This is a genomic window from Acinetobacter sp. YH12097 (assembly GCF_013419225.1).
Taxonomy (GTDB): Bacteria; Pseudomonadota; Gammaproteobacteria; order Pseudomonadales; family Moraxellaceae; genus Acinetobacter; species Acinetobacter amyesii.
On record NZ_VPAN01000052.1, the window covers coordinates 1 to 16,042 of the forward strand.

Consider the following 16,042-nt stretch of genomic DNA (forward strand, 5'->3'; position numbering starts at 1 on the left):
ACCTTCAGAAAGCCAGAGAATAGTTTGGGCACGTTGTCTTTCACGCCAATGTTTTGCATGCTTGGCCAGAAAAATGAGTCGTTCTCGCTGTTCTAAACTAAGTGGTACAGAAACAATTCGAGGCATGTGTGAACATCTGTTAACTAAAAAAACTTTTTCGCATGATTAGTTGTTTTTGTCAACTTATTAGATAATTGATATTTATGAAATTGTGAGAAAGATAATATATAGGACTTACGCACTATTATTTATAGATTCTCTGTGGTAGCAGATGATTTTTATCGAGAATAAAGTCATCAATGAAGTTTTTGATAACTGGTCTAAATAATTTCTTCTGCCAACGATATACATTTTCAAAGATCCGCTCAAACTGGTTCTTTTGTATCTCGACGTAGGCCATCAAGGCTGAAAAAATATGATTCAAAATCAGTTTAGATCGTCTTACTTGAAACTTTTCAATATGACAAACCTGTTTAATCACCCGGTGATATTGCTCTATTTTCCAATGACTTGAATGTAATTCATGAAAACCCTCAAAGGACAATAAATCATCTTCATCTTGATGCACAATATAAAACCTCTGCTGTTCTTTTAACTGAGTCTTAAATAATTGTACAAAGCCAAAATCTTTGAGCCAGACCACTTGACCCTGATGGAAATTTGGCAATAAACGCAGTTGAAACCATTGTCCTTTTTCTGGGGAAACCTTACGGTTACAGTCGATACCAAACATAAATCGAATACCATATTTTCTTATGGTTTTTAGATTTCCAGTCGATGAATACCAACTATCACCTGTAATAAATTGAATCTTTGCACCCCAACTGAGTGCTTCACTTAACATATCCATAAAGTAATCATTCTTGGTTTTACTTTCAGATTTGTCATAAATTCGGAAATTAATTGGAATATTTTGACCATTCTGATCTGTCGCATACAAGGTAATGAGATTAATACCCTTGACGGATCGGTGGTGTTTGCCTGACCAAAAATAGCTAACCAAGTCCATATGTTGACTATAGGGTTTATCTAAAACAGTATCATCAATACTGACTATAAGTTTATTATTATCAATATGTTGAATTGCTTCTTGATATAGGTCGTGAGGTGTGTAGTCTTCACGTTCTAGAAAGCGATTTACACTATCATGCGAGATGTTATAAGTCTCGGCAAGTCTCCTAGACAAATTTCGTCTATTCTTTTTGCATAGGAGAGAACATTATGAGTGGACAACGATATACGCCAGCATTTAAATTAAATTTATAAATCAATATGATAAAATCTATTTTTTTGACTATCGTTTTAATAAATATTCAATTTTTTGAAAAATTCAATTCTGACAATCAATCCTCCAACTGCATTTGCACGTTGTAAAGTAATCTTGCCTAAATGAGAGTCAATAATCTGCTTCACAATAGATAATCCCAGACCACTTCCTACTACAGAACTGGCTTGATTTATTCTATAAAAACGCTGAAATATAAATGGGATTTGTGCTTCATCTAGACCTATGCCGTTATCTTCAACCTGTATAAAACTACCATTTCCAATACTTCCACAACTGACTTTAATAATAGGTTTATGTATTGAACTACGATAAAGAATGGCATTTTCGAGTATATTTCTCAACATAATTTCCAACTGATCTGACTGCCCCCAAACGCACACTGAGGTGAGATGCAATTGTAAGTCTACACCTGCTTTTCTGAACTGAATACCCATCATTTCAACTGTACCTTTAACAATATCTACCAAATCAATATTGCTTTTGTTTTGTGTGGCATTCGGTTCAAGCCTCGCTAATGTAAGCAACTGAGTAATCATTCTTGATGCTTTGTCTACTCCTGTAATAATGTCCTGTGCAGCTTCCTTAGACTCCTCATTGGAACGTGCATTTTGAAGTACTTGGGCATGTAAGCGTATAGCAGCTAATGGTGTACGGAGTTCATGAGCGGCATTTGAGGTAAAACGTTTTTCACGTTGCATACTTTCAGCAATCTCACTAAGTAAGGTATTTAAAGAGCTCACTAAAGGTTCTATTTCTTTCGGTACAACTGGCTTAATTGGATTTAAATGTTCAATGGATTGTTTTTCTAAGTTTTGACTAATGCTATATACAGCCAATAAATGACGACGGATCGTGCAAATAATCAACCATAATAATAATGGCAAAAATATGATTGAAACCAAAATCAAAAACAGCAACATATCTTGCTGAATATCTTTTCGAATTGTCCAAACCTGCGCAATTTGTACCTGTATTGTATGCGTACTATCCCAAACAGAATAACTACGATAAGTATTATTATTCAGTTTAATCCAACCAAAATTATCTTGCTGAACAAATGGCTGTGTTTCCACACCAATAGAACGATAAATTAATTGTCCATCACGATGCCAAATTTGAAATACAATTTGGTCATAATGCTCACCCTTAGCTTTTTCAATCACTGTATGCTGCGGTACTTTTCCATCTAGGGTACTTAGAGTCGTAGACAATAAAGCATGAGCAGTTTCTGCTAATGACTTATCAAAAATATTATTGGCAGTGTTTTGCATTCCCCAATAAATACTTCCTAAACTACCCAACCAAACGCTAGTGGTAATTGCCAGTAAAATTATAGATAAGCGCTGGGTTAATGAATAGCTGCGAATTGGATCAGCCATTTAATGCTGTTCATCCATGATATATCCAAAACCTTGTACTGTACGGATAATATTTTTACCTAATTTCCGACGCAAGTTATGAATATAGACTTGTACAACATTACTACTCACATCAACGTCATAAGCATAAAATGAATTTTCTATATTTTCACGCGAAATTACACGACCACGATTGAGAGTAAATAACTCCAATAAATGAAACTCTTTATGTGTCAACTCAATTTCGACTTGATTTAACAGTACTTGTTTACTCGCTTTGTTAATACTAATATTTCCAACCTGAATTAGGTCCCCTACCTCTCCTGAAATTCGGCGTAATACAGCATGAATCCTTGCTACGACCTCATGTAAATCATAAGGTTTAACAACAAAATCATCAGCTCCTGCCTCTAGACCTGTAATACGATCATCAACCTGATCTTGAGCAGTCAGAATAATAATTCCAACTTGATTCTTTTTGCGACGTAGTGATTTTAAAATTTCAATCCCATTTCGATCAGGCAAACCTAAGTCTAGTAGAATAAAGTGATAATGATAACTCACTAAAAAATGGTACGCTTGCTCTGCTGTGCTCGCAATGTCAACTACAAAGCCCATTTGATCTAGACCACGTGCAGTTGCTTTTGCCAACAAGCTATCATCTTCTACCAATAGAACTCTCATAACACCTTTTTCTCTTGCTTACCAAACTACAGCGCAAATTTATAATCCCTACTATGCTCGTAAATATTACTGTTAAATTCTATCCATCTCATGTAAAGGCCACAATTGATGAGAATCAAGTAATAAGGAACTCATACTTTCTGCATAATCTACTTTAGCTTGATCGACTCGGCTACGTGCTTCAATCAATTGCTGCGAATGCAACAAAAGCTCATTGAGATTCAACTCACCTAATTTATACGCTTTTTGCATCAAGTGATGTTGTTGTTGCAACAGTTGTAAGTTTTCTTGCGCCTTCGTATTCCGTACAGTCGCTGACTCCATTTGAATCACCCACCCCTGTATTTCTTGACGCAGACGTTTTTCTACACGCAATACCTCCAAATCCGCTTTTTTTGCTTCTGCCGCTGCCATTCCTGAAGCAATACCGACTTGTCGCGCAGTCAAAGGAATTGAAACACTAACCCCTAATAAATTCTCCTCTCCCGATTGCTCCCTACTGTAACCAAAACCAATCGTAGGATCTGGCAGTCTATTAAGCTGCTCTCTTTTTAATACTGCGTATTGCTGTGTAGCTTGCATCCTTACGAGTGCTAACTCATGATTAACTGACAAAATTTTCTGTACCCACTCTGCTTGACTATACTGTATAGGGCTAGGCTGTATAACATCGCTGCTCCACTGTTCAGGGATCTTTCCTCTATAATCGCGGGCCAACAATTGCTGAGCTTGAATATATGCAGCTTTAGCTTGCATATATTGTTCCTCAAGTTGTTGGTACTCATTCTTCAAGAGCATTAGCTCAAGTCGTGGTGCATCTCCTGCTCGAATACGTTGTTCAGTCACTTGGATAAATTGCTGAATTTGATCCAGCTGTTCTTGCAGTCGCTTCAAATGCAATGTGCTTCGCATATAAGCAAACCAACTATTTAACAACATTTTAGATGCTTGATGTTGAGCATTCTCATACTTCAGTTCTGCAATACTTGAAATACGTTGTGCTAGATCTTGATCTAGCCGGTATTTATTAGGCAAACGTATTTGTTTTTCTATCCCCAAACTAGGTTCATAACTATTGGCTTGTTTTCGCTCTAGTTGTGTATCCGTCTTACGTACTTGCATACCGGCTGTAACAGTCCACGGATTTTGCCCTACTTTTAATCCTTGTCGGGCAAAGTCTGCATAATCTTGCTCTGATATTGCAGCACGCACATTCGGATGTTCTACTAGACTCTGTTGTACTGCTTCAAGTGGTGGCAAAGCAGCTTCAAGTTGAGGTTTTGCAATTGCTGTCGAAGCCACTGTAAAACAATAGCCCAACCCAAACAGATACCAAATTTGGCCTAGAAGTGTTGATTTGATATTTAATGTCATTAGTCAAGTGCTCCTTGGCTCATATAACCAGAAATTAATGTAGGTATGACCCAATAAAAACAATCACTTGATTTAAATTTTTGCTGAATATGCGCCAAAACCAATGATACAGATTCGTGTTGTACAATCAGCAATATAAGATTCCGTTCAGTTGCTCCGCGAATTTTTTCCTGAACATTACGATAATGTTGGCGATTACCAAACCCTTGTGCGTTGACACAAGTACACCCTGAAATCAACTCAGGAATTAACCACAAATGCTCCATAAGTTCTTCAGCAATATCAGAGGACACGTTAATAGAGAGTTGGCATATTTCAGACATGATGATCTCGCGCTAAACCAAATTTTTTAAACAAGTTAGGAAGTAAAATCAGAGTCAGCAAAGTACAAGAAATAAGCCCTCCAATCACAACTATCGCCAATGGACGTTGAATCTCGGCACCAGGGCCAGTAGTAAATAACAATGGGATCAAACCTAAAGCTGCAATACTCGCGGTCATCATGACTGGACGTAAACGGCGCATAGCACCTTCACGAACAACTTCCTCAATTGCAACACCACGAGAAATCAGTTGATTAAAATAACTAATCATCACTAAACCATTCAGTACAGCAATCCCCATCAAGGCAATAAAACCAACTGATGCAGGAACAGATAAATACTCACCTGTTAATGCTAATGCAAATACTCCACCGACTAACGCAAAGGGAATATTGACGAAAACCAATACGGCTTGACGCACCGAACCCAAAGTCGTAAATAGTAAAAAGAAGATCATTGTTAATGCAGCAGGTACAACAAGCATTAAGCGAGCAGCCGCACGTTGTTGGTTTTCAAATTGCCCCCCCCATTTGAGTGAGTAGCCGGTTGGTAACTTGACTTTCTCTGCAACCAATTGTTTTGCTTCATCTACAAAACTAACTAAATCACGATCACGTACGTTGGCACGTACCACTGACATTCGTGATGCATTTTCACGATCAATTTTTACGACACCCTCAGTCTTAACCACTTCTGCTAAAGATAACAATGGCACTGCAGCTGCATTCTCAATTGGCAAGGCAATATTGGAAAATTCAAAACTCGACTCTCCCAAACGTGGATCCCCTTTCATCATTAATGGAACAGGGCGCCCCTGTTCAATAATGGAACCTATTTCTTTGCCTTCCACGAGCATCTTGAGTTGGGCTTGAACATTTTGACTGTCCAATTGATTTCGTATAGCCATATCACGATGGATTCGCAGCTCTTGATACTGTACTCCCGAATTTTCGAGTGTCATGACATCTTCATTGCCTTCAATGCCTTGTAGAACTATTGCAATTTGCTTTGATAAATCATTAAGCTGGTCTAAATCACTTCCAAAAATTTTGACAGCCAAATCTCCTCGTACTCCAGACAACATTTCTGAAGTGCGCATCTCTATGGGTTGACTAAATGTTAAGTTCACGCCAGGAACATCTTGAAGTACAAGACGAATTTTTTCTAAAATTTGCTCTTTATTTTTGACTTGCCATTGCGTTTGTGGTTTTAGCACAATGAAACTATCTGTTTCATTTAACCCCATAGGGTCTAATCCCAATTCATCAGAACCTGTACGTGCCACAATTCTTTCAACTTCAGGCACTTGTTCCAAAATACGTTTTTGAATATCCAGATCTAATGCAATTGAGTTTTGTAAGCTAATCGAAGGGATTTTTTCTAACTGTAAAATAGTATCTCCCTCATCCATGGTTGGCATAAATGACTTTCCAATGAATGGGAAAATCAATGCAGCCAGAAGTAAGGTACCACCTGCTAAGACATAAATCTGTTTAGGATGGGCTAAACTCAGATTCAAAAGTTTTCGGTAACCAGTTTCTAATTTAGCTACTAAAAAGGGTGTGTGATGTGCTTTCGGTTTTAGAAAGAATGAACACAGTACAGGAATCACTGTCAAAGAAAAAATTAGTGAACTTGATAAAGCAAATACAATTGTTAAAGCCACAGGTGAAAAGAGCTTCCCTTCCAATCCTTCAAGCGTGACCAATGGAATAAACACTAACATAATAATGATCATGCCTGCTGTGACTGGTACTGCAACCTCAGACACTGCGCGGTAAATCATATTTAATGGCGGTAAAAAAGAACGTTGCGGTGACTCTTTTGCTTCAGCAAGTTGCATTTCAATATTTTCAACCACTACAACTGCAGCATCCACTAATAAACCAATCGCAATCGTCAAACCACCTAAAGACATTAAATTGGCACTTAAACCAAAATGGTGCATCATCAAAAAAGTACTTAGTGCAGATAATGGTAAAACTGCCGCAACCACTAAAGCAGACCTTAGGTTTCCTAAGAACAATAAAAGTAAAATCAAGACTAAGACAATAGCTTCTAATAACGTTTTACTTACGGTATGAATGGCTCGGTTTACCAACTCACCACGATCATAAAATGGTTCAATCGTTGTACCCTGTGGCAGAGTTTTTTCAATGTCGGACAAATGCTCACGAACATGTTGAACGACTTGACGTGCATTCGCACCTTTTAAAGTTAATACAATACCTTGGACAGCCTCACCTTGGCCATTTTCAGTCACTGCACCATAGCGTGTGAGTGCTCCAGTATGTACCTGTGCAACATCTTTAACCCGCACCAATGTTCCTTGATGGCTAGAAACAATAATATCGCCTAACTCTTCAAGGTTTCTGACGCGGCTATCGCTTCGGATCAGTAATGACTCTCCATTTTCATTAAGCCGCCCAGCACCATCACTGGCATTATTTAGCTCGATTGCCTGTTGTAGCTGTGTTAAAGATAAGCCTCGTGCCGCCAGGGCCTCTAAATTAGGGGTCACTTCAAATGTACGAACAAGTCCCCCCAAAGCGTTAACATCGGCGACCCCTTCAATTTTACGAAGTTGTGGACGAACCACCCGATCAAGTAGAGTTCGTTTTTCCATATCACTGAGTGGCCCATGTAAGGTAAACATAAAAGATTCACCTAATGGGGTCGTCATGGGTGCAATTCCACCTGACGTACTACTTGGTAATGCAGACATCACATTACTTAAACGTTCATTCACCTGTTGTCTAGCCCAATAAGGGTCAGTGCCTTCAGCAAAGTCTAATGTGATAATCGCAATCGCGTATTTAGATTGCGAACGCATTACTGTCTGATGAGATATTCCCAACATTTCTTGTTCAATGGGTACAACAATACGGCTTTCCACCTCTTCGGGCGTCATGCCGGGCGATTTCATCACAATTTGTACTTGCGTACTTGACACATCAGGAAAAGCATCAATTGGTAGTTTCGTAAAAGCAATGTAGCCTGCCACACTGATCGCCAATGTGAGCAATAATATTAAAATGCGCTGACTAAGTGAAAAGGCGATAAGACGTTTTAACATATGTCTCACCTCAACGTTCTGTAGTGCTAATAGGTGCTTGCTCTGCACCAAAGCCAGACCACACCGCCTTGAGACGCTCTACACCACTGATAGCAAGTTGCATTTTGGGTTTTAATTTTTCAGCTGTAATATAACTTTGCTGCTGATCAGCTGATAGAACTTCAACCGTTACAGCTTCAAACCCCTTCTGATTTTTAACAAAAATAATGTGTTTACCATCTTGTGAGGTTATGGCAGTACTTGGTACTGGCCATGCTGCAATTACTGTTGGCTGCTTACTTTGAACATGAACTTTGACAAATTGTTGCACCCGCAAACAATTATGTTTGGTATCCATTTGTACGATGATATTTTGAGTTTGTGTATTCCCTACAAGTGCTGGAGCGATATTTTGTATATGCCCTGTAATATCACAACCTTCAACCTGAACAACATCCCCAATATGCACATATTTACTGTCAGCTAAATTAGCTTGTAATAACAATTGTAACGGTGAATCAGCGTTTACAAGTTGACCTAATACTGTACCAGCCTCAACATACTGACCTGTAGAAACCTGTAAGTTTTCTATATAACCACTTGTTGGGCTTTTAACATAGACAATGGAATTTAGACTATTTACCTGCCCTCCTCCCATAAATTGCAGCATTCGCTGTTTTGCACCTAAGTTAATATTAAGACGCTGTACTTGATTCTGTGCCTCTTGCACACGCTTCTCGGCAATAATGCCTTCAGCATATAAGCTACGTTCACGTGTTAAATTTTGCTGGGCTAATTGTTGTTGAGCACGAAGCTGCAATATTTCATTTTGAATCTGAATTAAATCTGGACTATGTACAGCAAGTACATGATGATTCCGGGTAACTTCTGCCAAGGGTTGTACCAAAACTTGCTGCACCATTCCTGAAACAGGACTAGTCAGTACAACTTTGCTTTCTGGTGACCACTGTACTTGCCCTTGTAAAATAATTTGTTTTTGTATGTTAGTAGAAGAAGCACCTAATGTGTGTAATTTGATCCCAACTTGCTCAATTTGTTTTGAAGAAATTAAGATTTGTTGCTCTGAGACTTCAGGACTCCTCTCAGCCTCTGAAACCTGTCTCTCTACTTTAGCCTCTATATTTTTATTCGAGAGCAGCTTACTTCCCCACCATAGCCCAAGGCTAATCAAGATCAAGACGCTCATTAGATATAATAGTTTTTTAAAATTTAGTACATCTACTCGCTGATCCACTCGTTTCATCCTTCAAGAGATTTTCTCTACAAAGCTAACATTAAGTTCTTAAGATCAGATTAAGTTTATAAACCTATTTCAGACTGCATAGGCCCAAGTGAACCGTATTGGGTTTGTGGGAGACTTTTATTTAACTGATGTTACGTAGTAAGTGCATTTTGAGCATCTTCGCTACTACATGTTGTAGTCGATTTATAAATTATTAATAATCATTATATTAAACTATATATTGTTATTATTTCTCACGAAAATCAGCATCAAAACATAGGTGACTTTTATAAACTAAAATGTCTAAAATGAAGTGACCAAAACCACATTAAATGATCTAAATTGATCAAAATTTTACTCCACCAAAAACTATATACCAGTAATCAAATCATATACTTATAATTAAGGTCATTTAATGGAATAAATCTCGGTGACCTTGCCAAGGTTGGGGTTTTAGAACAACATGAACAACAACTGATTATCACCGCGATGCAAAAAGCCAAACACAATGTGTCTGAAGCGGCCCGTTTGTTGGGTATTAGTCGAGCAAAGCTCGATTATCGACTTAATAAATATTATTAGGGCGTGTCCTCATTTGAAGAATTGGTTTTAAATACTTAAAATCTTCCTTTGACTTATTTTTATTTCTATATTTTCAATGGCACGTACTCTTCTTACCGATGATATCTGTCAGCAAATTCAAGATACTATGCGATTACATGATTGCTACCGTTCAAAGAATAGTAGAAATATCATGGAAGCGATCTTATGGAAACTGCGTACATGCGCCACATGGCGTGATATTCCTCAAGAATTTTGTCCTTGGCAAATTTGAAAAGTAAAAGTTCAGTCGCTACCCTTGCTCGGGAGTTAGGACTTTCACGATCAACCATCTACCGTGAATTAAAAAGAAATACTGGGCAACGTGGATATAGAGCTCAACAGGCAGCTAAATTTGCAAGTCAAAGACGGTACCGTCCTTCATCATCAATGACAGCATTTGCCTTCGCTTATATTGATTATTTGATTGGTTTGGACTGGTCACCAGAACAAATTTCAGGTGCTTTAACACAACGCGGTTGGCTGGATGTACCTTGATCAACGACAACGTTTAGGAGATTTCGAAGGTGACACGGTGATTGGTAAACATCATAAAGGTGCTTTATTGACTCTCGTTGATCGAAAGAGCCTGTATGTACATATTGTTCATTTAGGGCCAACGAGAGCATCCTCTCAAACGATTACTTGTGCATTAGATCGTTTACAAATGAGCCATGCTTATAGTGTGACATTTGATAATGGCAAAGAATTTTCCGAACACAAAAGAATTACTGATGCTGGCATAGAGACGTATTTTGCTGATCCTTACAAGTCTATTCAGCGAGCTAGAAATGAAAATACGAATGGTTTAATCCGTCAATATCTGCCAAAATCATCATCGTTTGATGACGTGTCAAAGGAACAAATAGAGTAGATAGAATTTGCACCCAACCATCGTCCTAGAAAAACCCTAGGTTAGTATACACCGAGTGAAGTGATGGCTGGTTTTTATACTGTTGCACTTGCCGCTTGAATCCGCCAAATAAAATCATTTCTTCTGGATCTAAACGCTTTAGCCGAAGTTGGTCTACAACCACCATATTGTCCTGTGCTTTATCCATTTTCCCCAGTGTCTTCTTTTCACACTGTCCTTTAGACTTTTTATTACCTTACATAAATCCCTATCGACAGCAAGCAGTAACTTACGATATCGCGAGCAGTAGTAATGCTTGATTTTTAATTTTTTCTGAAAACTCACTGCTTATTTCCCCATTGAGTAACATCATTTTCAAAACTAAAGCTGGGCATGGTTTTTCAAACCTACCTTCAGATATTGTTAATGCATCAATGAGCAATGGTGTCATCATTTTTTTTCTGCACAGGTAAATTATTTTTAGCGTTAAAATAATAGAATATAAAAGTCTCAAATTTAACAAAATAGAATCAAATAGATTTTATATTTACTAAAAAAGTATCTGAATTATATGATTTATTTACTAACTTTATTTTTATACTAAATCAAAACAGCACGCATGAACCGGAATATGACGATTAGCGAATTGGCTAACCGTGTGCATGTGGATGAAAAGACAATCTCACGACTTGAAAGCGGCAAACCCAGCTCTAACCTAAAAAATCTTATTTCCATTCTCGTTGTATTTGGCTTGGAAAATAGTTTGCTTAATATTGCGAACCCACAAAATGACGAAGTTGGAAAACACTTGCTACCAAAAAAATTCGGGTACGCGCTAATAATAAATCAGAGGCTATGAGTGATGACTTCTAAAAATCTGTCCATGCAAGAAGAAATTAAGAGCTGCTACATTTTTTTGGATACAGGTGATACACCACAAGTTGTTGCTCAATATGCGCTCAAAGATTCAATCTATAATTTTATCTACGGCAAGAGATATTTGAGTCGTAAGCGTCCGCTGAATCCCATACCAATTTTTAATTCGATTTAGGTTTCCAGCAGTGCGGCAGCAATTCTTCAATTTGGGTCACTTTGTGTGTCGGTAGCCTTTTCAGCACATCACTTAAATAAGCATACGGATCCAAGCCATTCAGCTTTGCTGACTGGATTAAAGTCATGATATTCGCCGCTCGCTGGCCGCTGCGCAGCGAACCTGCAAACAGCCAGTTCTTACGTCCCAACGCCCAAGGTCGCATTTGATTGTCGGGTAGTCAGACGCAGTTACCTACGTCCAACCCCCTAAGAACCGTGCATGCGAGTTTCCCAGCACACGGCTCAAGCCTCTGCTAAGGCGCCATTCGGCACCCGGTTATACATCGTTGACATTGGCAAACTGAACACTCCTCGGACAATACAGATGGTAAATCTCAAGATTAGCAACTGCATCCGTTCCACCATGACTTAGCTTCACAATATGACGGCTGTGCCATGGTGTATCTTTGGTGACTGGTTTAAGACAGGCGCAGCAGCGACCACCTTGTTTTAGCCACACCCGATACAGCTTGGCTCGCCCCTTTGCGGAGACCAGCATTCTTTTACCCCATCGGGATTCGAAGTACTCATCCCATGCGGGGTCATGAGGGTTAGCAGCAGCCTTGATCTTGATATGTCGCACAATTGGCGTGTCCGAGGCAGACACTAATGTGTATTGTCGCTTCCGACCATCGGCGGACTGTTCATCACATGAGAACACCCATCGACGCGCTCCTTGTACTTTGAAATACCGATCTTTGACCCATCGGAGTGTTTTGCGAGGGTGGCGACGTACCGCCCATCGCCAGAGCATTTCCCACACTGCGCTGTCTACCTGGTTGAAAACCTTCTTGGCAACGACATAACTATGATAGTTGGCCCAACCCCTTAGAATAGGGTTGAGCAAACCGATCAAAGTGGCCTGTCGTGTCGCTTTGTTTGCATTGATTAATGCTCGCAGCTTATCGAGATGAGCACTGATGTTTGCCTTTGACGGCTTGATCAGTAGCTTGCCATTGTACTTGCGTACGTTCCACCCAAGAAAATCGAACCCGTTCCCTATGTGCGTGATTTTGGTCTTTTCCTGAGAGAGCACGAGACCGCGCTGCGCCAGAAATTCAACCACGGCAGGGCGAACTTCATTTTCGAGCCACTCTTTAGAATACCCCGTGATGATGAAATCATCCGCATACCGTACCAGTTGCAGCTTTTTGCCTGTCCATTTGGCGTTAGGGAACCTCTTCGCCAGCATCGTTTCCAGTCCGTCCAAGGTCATGTTGGCCAACACCGGGGAGATAATACCTCCTTGCGGTGTTCCGGAAAGACTGGGAAACAGCTTGCTTTGGTAGACGTAACCGGCTTTGAGCCATTTCCGTAGAATCACCTTGTCCATTGGGAGGTTGGCGATCATCCAGTCATGGCTGATATTGTCGAAACAGCCTTGAATGTCACCCTCTAGCACCCACTCCGCACTTACTTTTCTTGACAGCACACCAAAGCACTGTGCTGCAGCATCCGCGGTTGAGCGTTGTGGTCTGAATCCATAAGAGTTCCGATCAGCGATGGTCTCCGCGATGGGTTCCAAAGCCAGCAGATGGAGCGCCTGCATGGCCCGGCATTTCATCGTGGGTATCCCGAGAGGTCTCATCTTGCCATTTTTCTTCGGAATAAGGACTCTCCGAAGCGGAAGGGGCGTGTAACCTCGCCTCTTCAACGACATCATCGCACCGGTCTTGGCCTTGGGTGTATTCCAAGTCACCTTGTCGACCCCAGCCGTGTTTTTGCCTTTGTTTTCAGACACTCGTTTGACGGCCAATGCTTTGCCACTAAACGAGTGAGTCAGCAGCCATTGCAAAGCTTTCGCCTTGTTATGCCTGCCGTCTTGTACCGCCTTCACAATACGCGCTTGCAGCCCTCTGACATGACGCTGTACAGCAATCCAATCGATGGGTCCCACGATGTGCTGGAAGGTGCACACGCTGATACTGCTGCATTCATTTGCTCTCCCTCCATTAAAAGGGTTCTACACACTCTCTTGTGATGAGAGACCATAAGGACGTCAGCCCGCTTTCGCGTGGGGTAATGTTTCAACCTCTATCCAACCCATTACAGACTGGCATTCGCTTTTTCCTCGTTCCTTCGCCCGCATCACCATGGGCAGTTTTTGCAAACTGCTTTCCCAATGGGAGTAATACGGGATTTCCACGTTCCGCTTACTGAAGTACATCGGCTTAGGTGCCTGCTATCGACCGGGAGGCGTATGGGTCACGAATGCGTAGTCGAAAGACGCAATTCCCACCTCCATTACCGTTTTGGTTCGAGCGTATCAGCCATTTCCGCTCGTTCAACTTAACGATCGTTACGCAGATTCACATGTGTTCACCATACCGATTATCTAGCCCTTGTCCGGCTATGGCTGCCAGAAGGGTACGTCTCTCACGATTGATACCCCGCACCTTGCGGTGCCTCGTTACATTGTCGAAGGCGCTCTTTATTCAGCCTTCTAGATTCACCCGGTGACACGGGTGGTTCCCGCAGGGGGAACAACTTCATTAAGCGACTTCGTGTCGCACTTCCACCCAGTTATTGCAAATCGGTAGATTGCCATCATCCAGATAGCGGCTTAAAGCTGGCCAACGCTTCAGAGTGTAATTGATCGCCTTGGCGGTTGGAGAACTCGATGGCACAGTCAGTTGATGTTGGTTGAGCCATTCATACAGTTGTTGCATCACCGGTTGACTATGCTGTTGTCGGTATTCGCGGCGCTGTTCTGCTGTACCATCGGTCTTTTTCCTGAGTTCTGCTTCTATGGCATACAGTTTCTGAATCAGCACTAATGCCTGTTCAGCGACCTGACTTTTTTTGGTCACATGCAGTTCATGGAATTTACGACGCGCATGCGCCATGCAGCCCACCTCAATGACCTGACCTGATTTAAAGCGTGCTTTATAACCGCTGTAATCATCACAGACCAGATGGCCCTGCCAGTCTTTCAGGAACGCTTCAGCATGCTGACCTGAACGACTATCCTGAAAGTCATAGATCACGGCTTGAACTGGATTGTACTGTGTAGTGGCATAGGCCCAGACATAACCTTTCTTCGGTTTTTTCTCATTCTCACCCATCCGCATGATGGTGACCGGCGTTTCATCGGCATGGATCACCCGCTGTTGCAGCACCACCTGTTTTAAGGCATTGGCCAGAGGTTCCAGTTCCACACCGCAGCGACCAATCCAGTCAGATAACGTGGATCTGGACAGATCAATGCCCGCCCGCTGATAGATCAGGCGCTGACGGTACAGCGGCAAATGATCGGCATACTTCGATACCAGCACATGGCTGAGCAGTTCAGGACTGGCAATACCTTTATCAATCACATAGGCGGGCATCGCTTGCTGAGTCAGGGTGTCGCACTGATCACAGACCCATTTGCCACGTACATGCTGTTCCTTATAGAACTGTGCCGGTCTGAAATGCAGTTTTTCACTGACATCTTCGCCGATACGACGGAGTTGGCAGCCACAAGCACATTGGGTTGATGCAGGTTCATGCTCAATACGGATGGTGTGTAGATGATCTGGCAGTGGTCGACGTTTAGGTTTATTTGCTTTGGCTTTGTGTGTCGCTGCATCGGTTTTATCTGCATTCAGCCGTTCCAGTTCCAGATCAACGGCTGCAATATCTTCTTCGACCGCTTCATCCCACAGGTGGATTTGTTTTGCAGTGAGATGTTCGTTTTTACTGCCGAATTTGTGCTGTTTAAATAGTGCGAGTTCATGCTCGTATTTTTGATTGAGAATAGAAAGATGTTGAACTTTAGAATCTAATTGCTGATTGATGACTTCAAGATGTTGAACTCTGGCATCTAATTGCTGGTTTGATTTTTCTAATTCTTGATTTGATTGTGCCAGAGACTGATGCTGCATCGCCAACTGCCTGGTGAATTCCAGCAGTTGTTCATGGGTCAGTTGGCTTAAGTCAGGCAGCGTATTCATGACCGCAGTATGCCTGAGGTCATGAGAAGAATGAAATAGAACGTTTGGAGAATAGCAGAATGGAACAGCCTGTTTTAAAGCATCGTCACCACCTGCTGCCGTCCAATGCGCTGCCAGGGCAAACCTTGGATCAGTGCCTGTAACTGTTCCGGGCTGAGGGCCACGGTTTCACCTTGGTGAACTTGAGCCCAGTGAAATTTGCCCTGTTCCAGCCGCCGGGCACACAGCCAGATGCCC

The 16,042-nt window shown here is 41.2% G+C and carries 11 protein-coding genes and 7 pseudogenes; 5 read left to right on the top strand and 13 right to left on the bottom strand.

Translation table 11 applies throughout. The features are described from left to right. The 8 genes and pseudogenes from FTU37_RS15030 to FTU37_RS15065 form a co-directional block, all read right to left on the bottom strand. Positions 1–126: pseudogene (locus FTU37_RS15030) on the bottom strand (helix-turn-helix domain-containing protein); the annotation flags it as partial. A 118-nt stretch (positions 127–244) separates the two neighbouring features. After that, positions 245–1,186 carry a transposase gene (locus FTU37_RS15035; RefSeq protein ID WP_159153750.1) on the bottom strand — a complete coding sequence of 314 codons (942 nt, stop codon included), beginning with the start codon at positions 1,184–1,186 and terminating at the stop codon, positions 245–247. 116 nt (positions 1,187–1,302) lie between these two features. After that, a complete protein-coding gene (locus tag FTU37_RS15040; protein WP_004974307.1) occupies positions 1,303–2,667 on the bottom strand; it encodes an ATP-binding protein in 1,365 nt (454 codons plus the stop codon). Then, positions 2,668–3,330, bottom strand: coding sequence for a response regulator (locus FTU37_RS15045; protein ID WP_004974305.1), 663 nt, complete (start codon positions 3,328–3,330; stop codon positions 2,668–2,670). It lies immediately after the preceding gene. Positions 3,331–3,402: 72 nt separating this feature from the next. Beyond that, entirely contained in the window at positions 3,403–4,704 is a 1,302-nt protein-coding gene (locus tag FTU37_RS15050; RefSeq protein ID WP_180111708.1) for a TolC family protein, read from the bottom strand. Continuing rightward, positions 4,704–5,027, bottom strand: coding sequence for a DUF3240 family protein (locus FTU37_RS15055; RefSeq protein ID WP_004974301.1), 324 nt, complete (start codon positions 5,025–5,027; stop codon positions 4,704–4,706). The genes FTU37_RS15050 and FTU37_RS15055 overlap by 1 nt, the downstream gene beginning before the upstream one ends. Continuing rightward, the gene (locus tag FTU37_RS15060) at positions 5,020–8,103 is read right to left on the bottom strand and encodes an efflux RND transporter permease subunit (RefSeq protein ID WP_004974298.1); all 3,084 of its coding nucleotides are present in this window, start codon (positions 8,101–8,103) and stop codon (positions 5,020–5,022) included. Before FTU37_RS15060 ends, FTU37_RS15055 begins: the two co-directional genes overlap by 8 nt. A gap of 10 nt (positions 8,104–8,113) precedes the next feature. Then, the gene (locus tag FTU37_RS15065) at positions 8,114–9,337 is read right to left on the bottom strand and encodes an efflux RND transporter periplasmic adaptor subunit (protein ID WP_004974297.1); all 1,224 of its coding nucleotides are present in this window, start codon (positions 9,335–9,337) and stop codon (positions 8,114–8,116) included. Between the two features lie 441 nt (positions 9,338–9,778). Here FTU37_RS15065 and FTU37_RS15070 point away from each other — a divergent pair. From FTU37_RS15070 to FTU37_RS15080, 3 genes and pseudogenes are all read left to right on the top strand, one after another. Beyond that, positions 9,779–9,907 (top strand): annotated as a pseudogene (locus FTU37_RS15070) (helix-turn-helix domain-containing protein); the annotation flags it as partial. A gap of 127 nt (positions 9,908–10,034) precedes the next feature. Continuing rightward, a complete protein-coding gene (locus tag FTU37_RS15075) occupies positions 10,035–10,160 on the top strand; it encodes a transposase (RefSeq protein WP_373684012.1) in 126 nt (41 codons plus the stop codon). Beyond that, positions 10,139–10,844, top strand: a pseudogene (locus FTU37_RS15080) (IS30 family transposase). Before FTU37_RS15075 ends, FTU37_RS15080 begins: the two are co-directional and overlap by 22 nt. Positions 10,845–10,905: 61 nt before the next feature. On the opposite strand, the pseudogene FTU37_RS16785 reads toward FTU37_RS15080, so the two are convergent. Then, positions 10,906–11,232: pseudogene (locus FTU37_RS16785) on the bottom strand (hypothetical protein); the annotation flags it as partial. Between the two features lie 150 nt (positions 11,233–11,382). On the opposite strand from FTU37_RS16785, the gene FTU37_RS15085 reads away from it, so the two are divergent. Then, positions 11,383–11,637 carry a helix-turn-helix domain-containing protein gene (locus tag FTU37_RS15085; protein WP_370530233.1) on the top strand — a complete coding sequence of 85 codons (255 nt, stop codon included), beginning with the start codon at positions 11,383–11,385 and terminating at the stop codon, positions 11,635–11,637. 3 nt (positions 11,638–11,640) lie between these two features. Further along, positions 11,641–11,829, top strand: a complete 189-nt coding sequence (locus FTU37_RS15090) for a hypothetical protein (protein ID WP_159153752.1) — start codon at positions 11,641–11,643, stop codon at positions 11,827–11,829. Here the strand turns inward: FTU37_RS15090 and FTU37_RS15095 are convergent. The 4 genes and pseudogenes from FTU37_RS15095 to tnpB all read right to left on the bottom strand — a co-directional run. Beyond that, positions 11,816–12,043 (bottom strand): annotated as a pseudogene (locus tag FTU37_RS15095) (transposase domain-containing protein); the annotation flags it as partial. The gene FTU37_RS15090 and the pseudogene FTU37_RS15095 overlap by 14 nt on opposite strands. Positions 12,044–12,147: 104 nt before the next feature. Continuing rightward, positions 12,148–13,808 (bottom strand): annotated as a pseudogene (ltrA, locus tag FTU37_RS15100) (group II intron reverse transcriptase/maturase). Positions 13,809–14,383: 575 nt separating this feature from the next. Next, a pseudogene (locus FTU37_RS15105) lies at positions 14,384–15,805 on the bottom strand (IS66 family transposase); the annotation flags it as partial. A gap of 74 nt (positions 15,806–15,879) precedes the next feature. Beyond that, on the bottom strand, positions 15,880–16,038 hold the full coding sequence (gene tnpB / locus FTU37_RS16865; protein WP_373686332.1) for an IS66 family insertion sequence element accessory protein TnpB: 159 nt from the start codon (positions 16,036–16,038) through the stop codon (positions 15,880–15,882). Positions 16,039–16,042 lie beyond the last annotated feature (4 nt).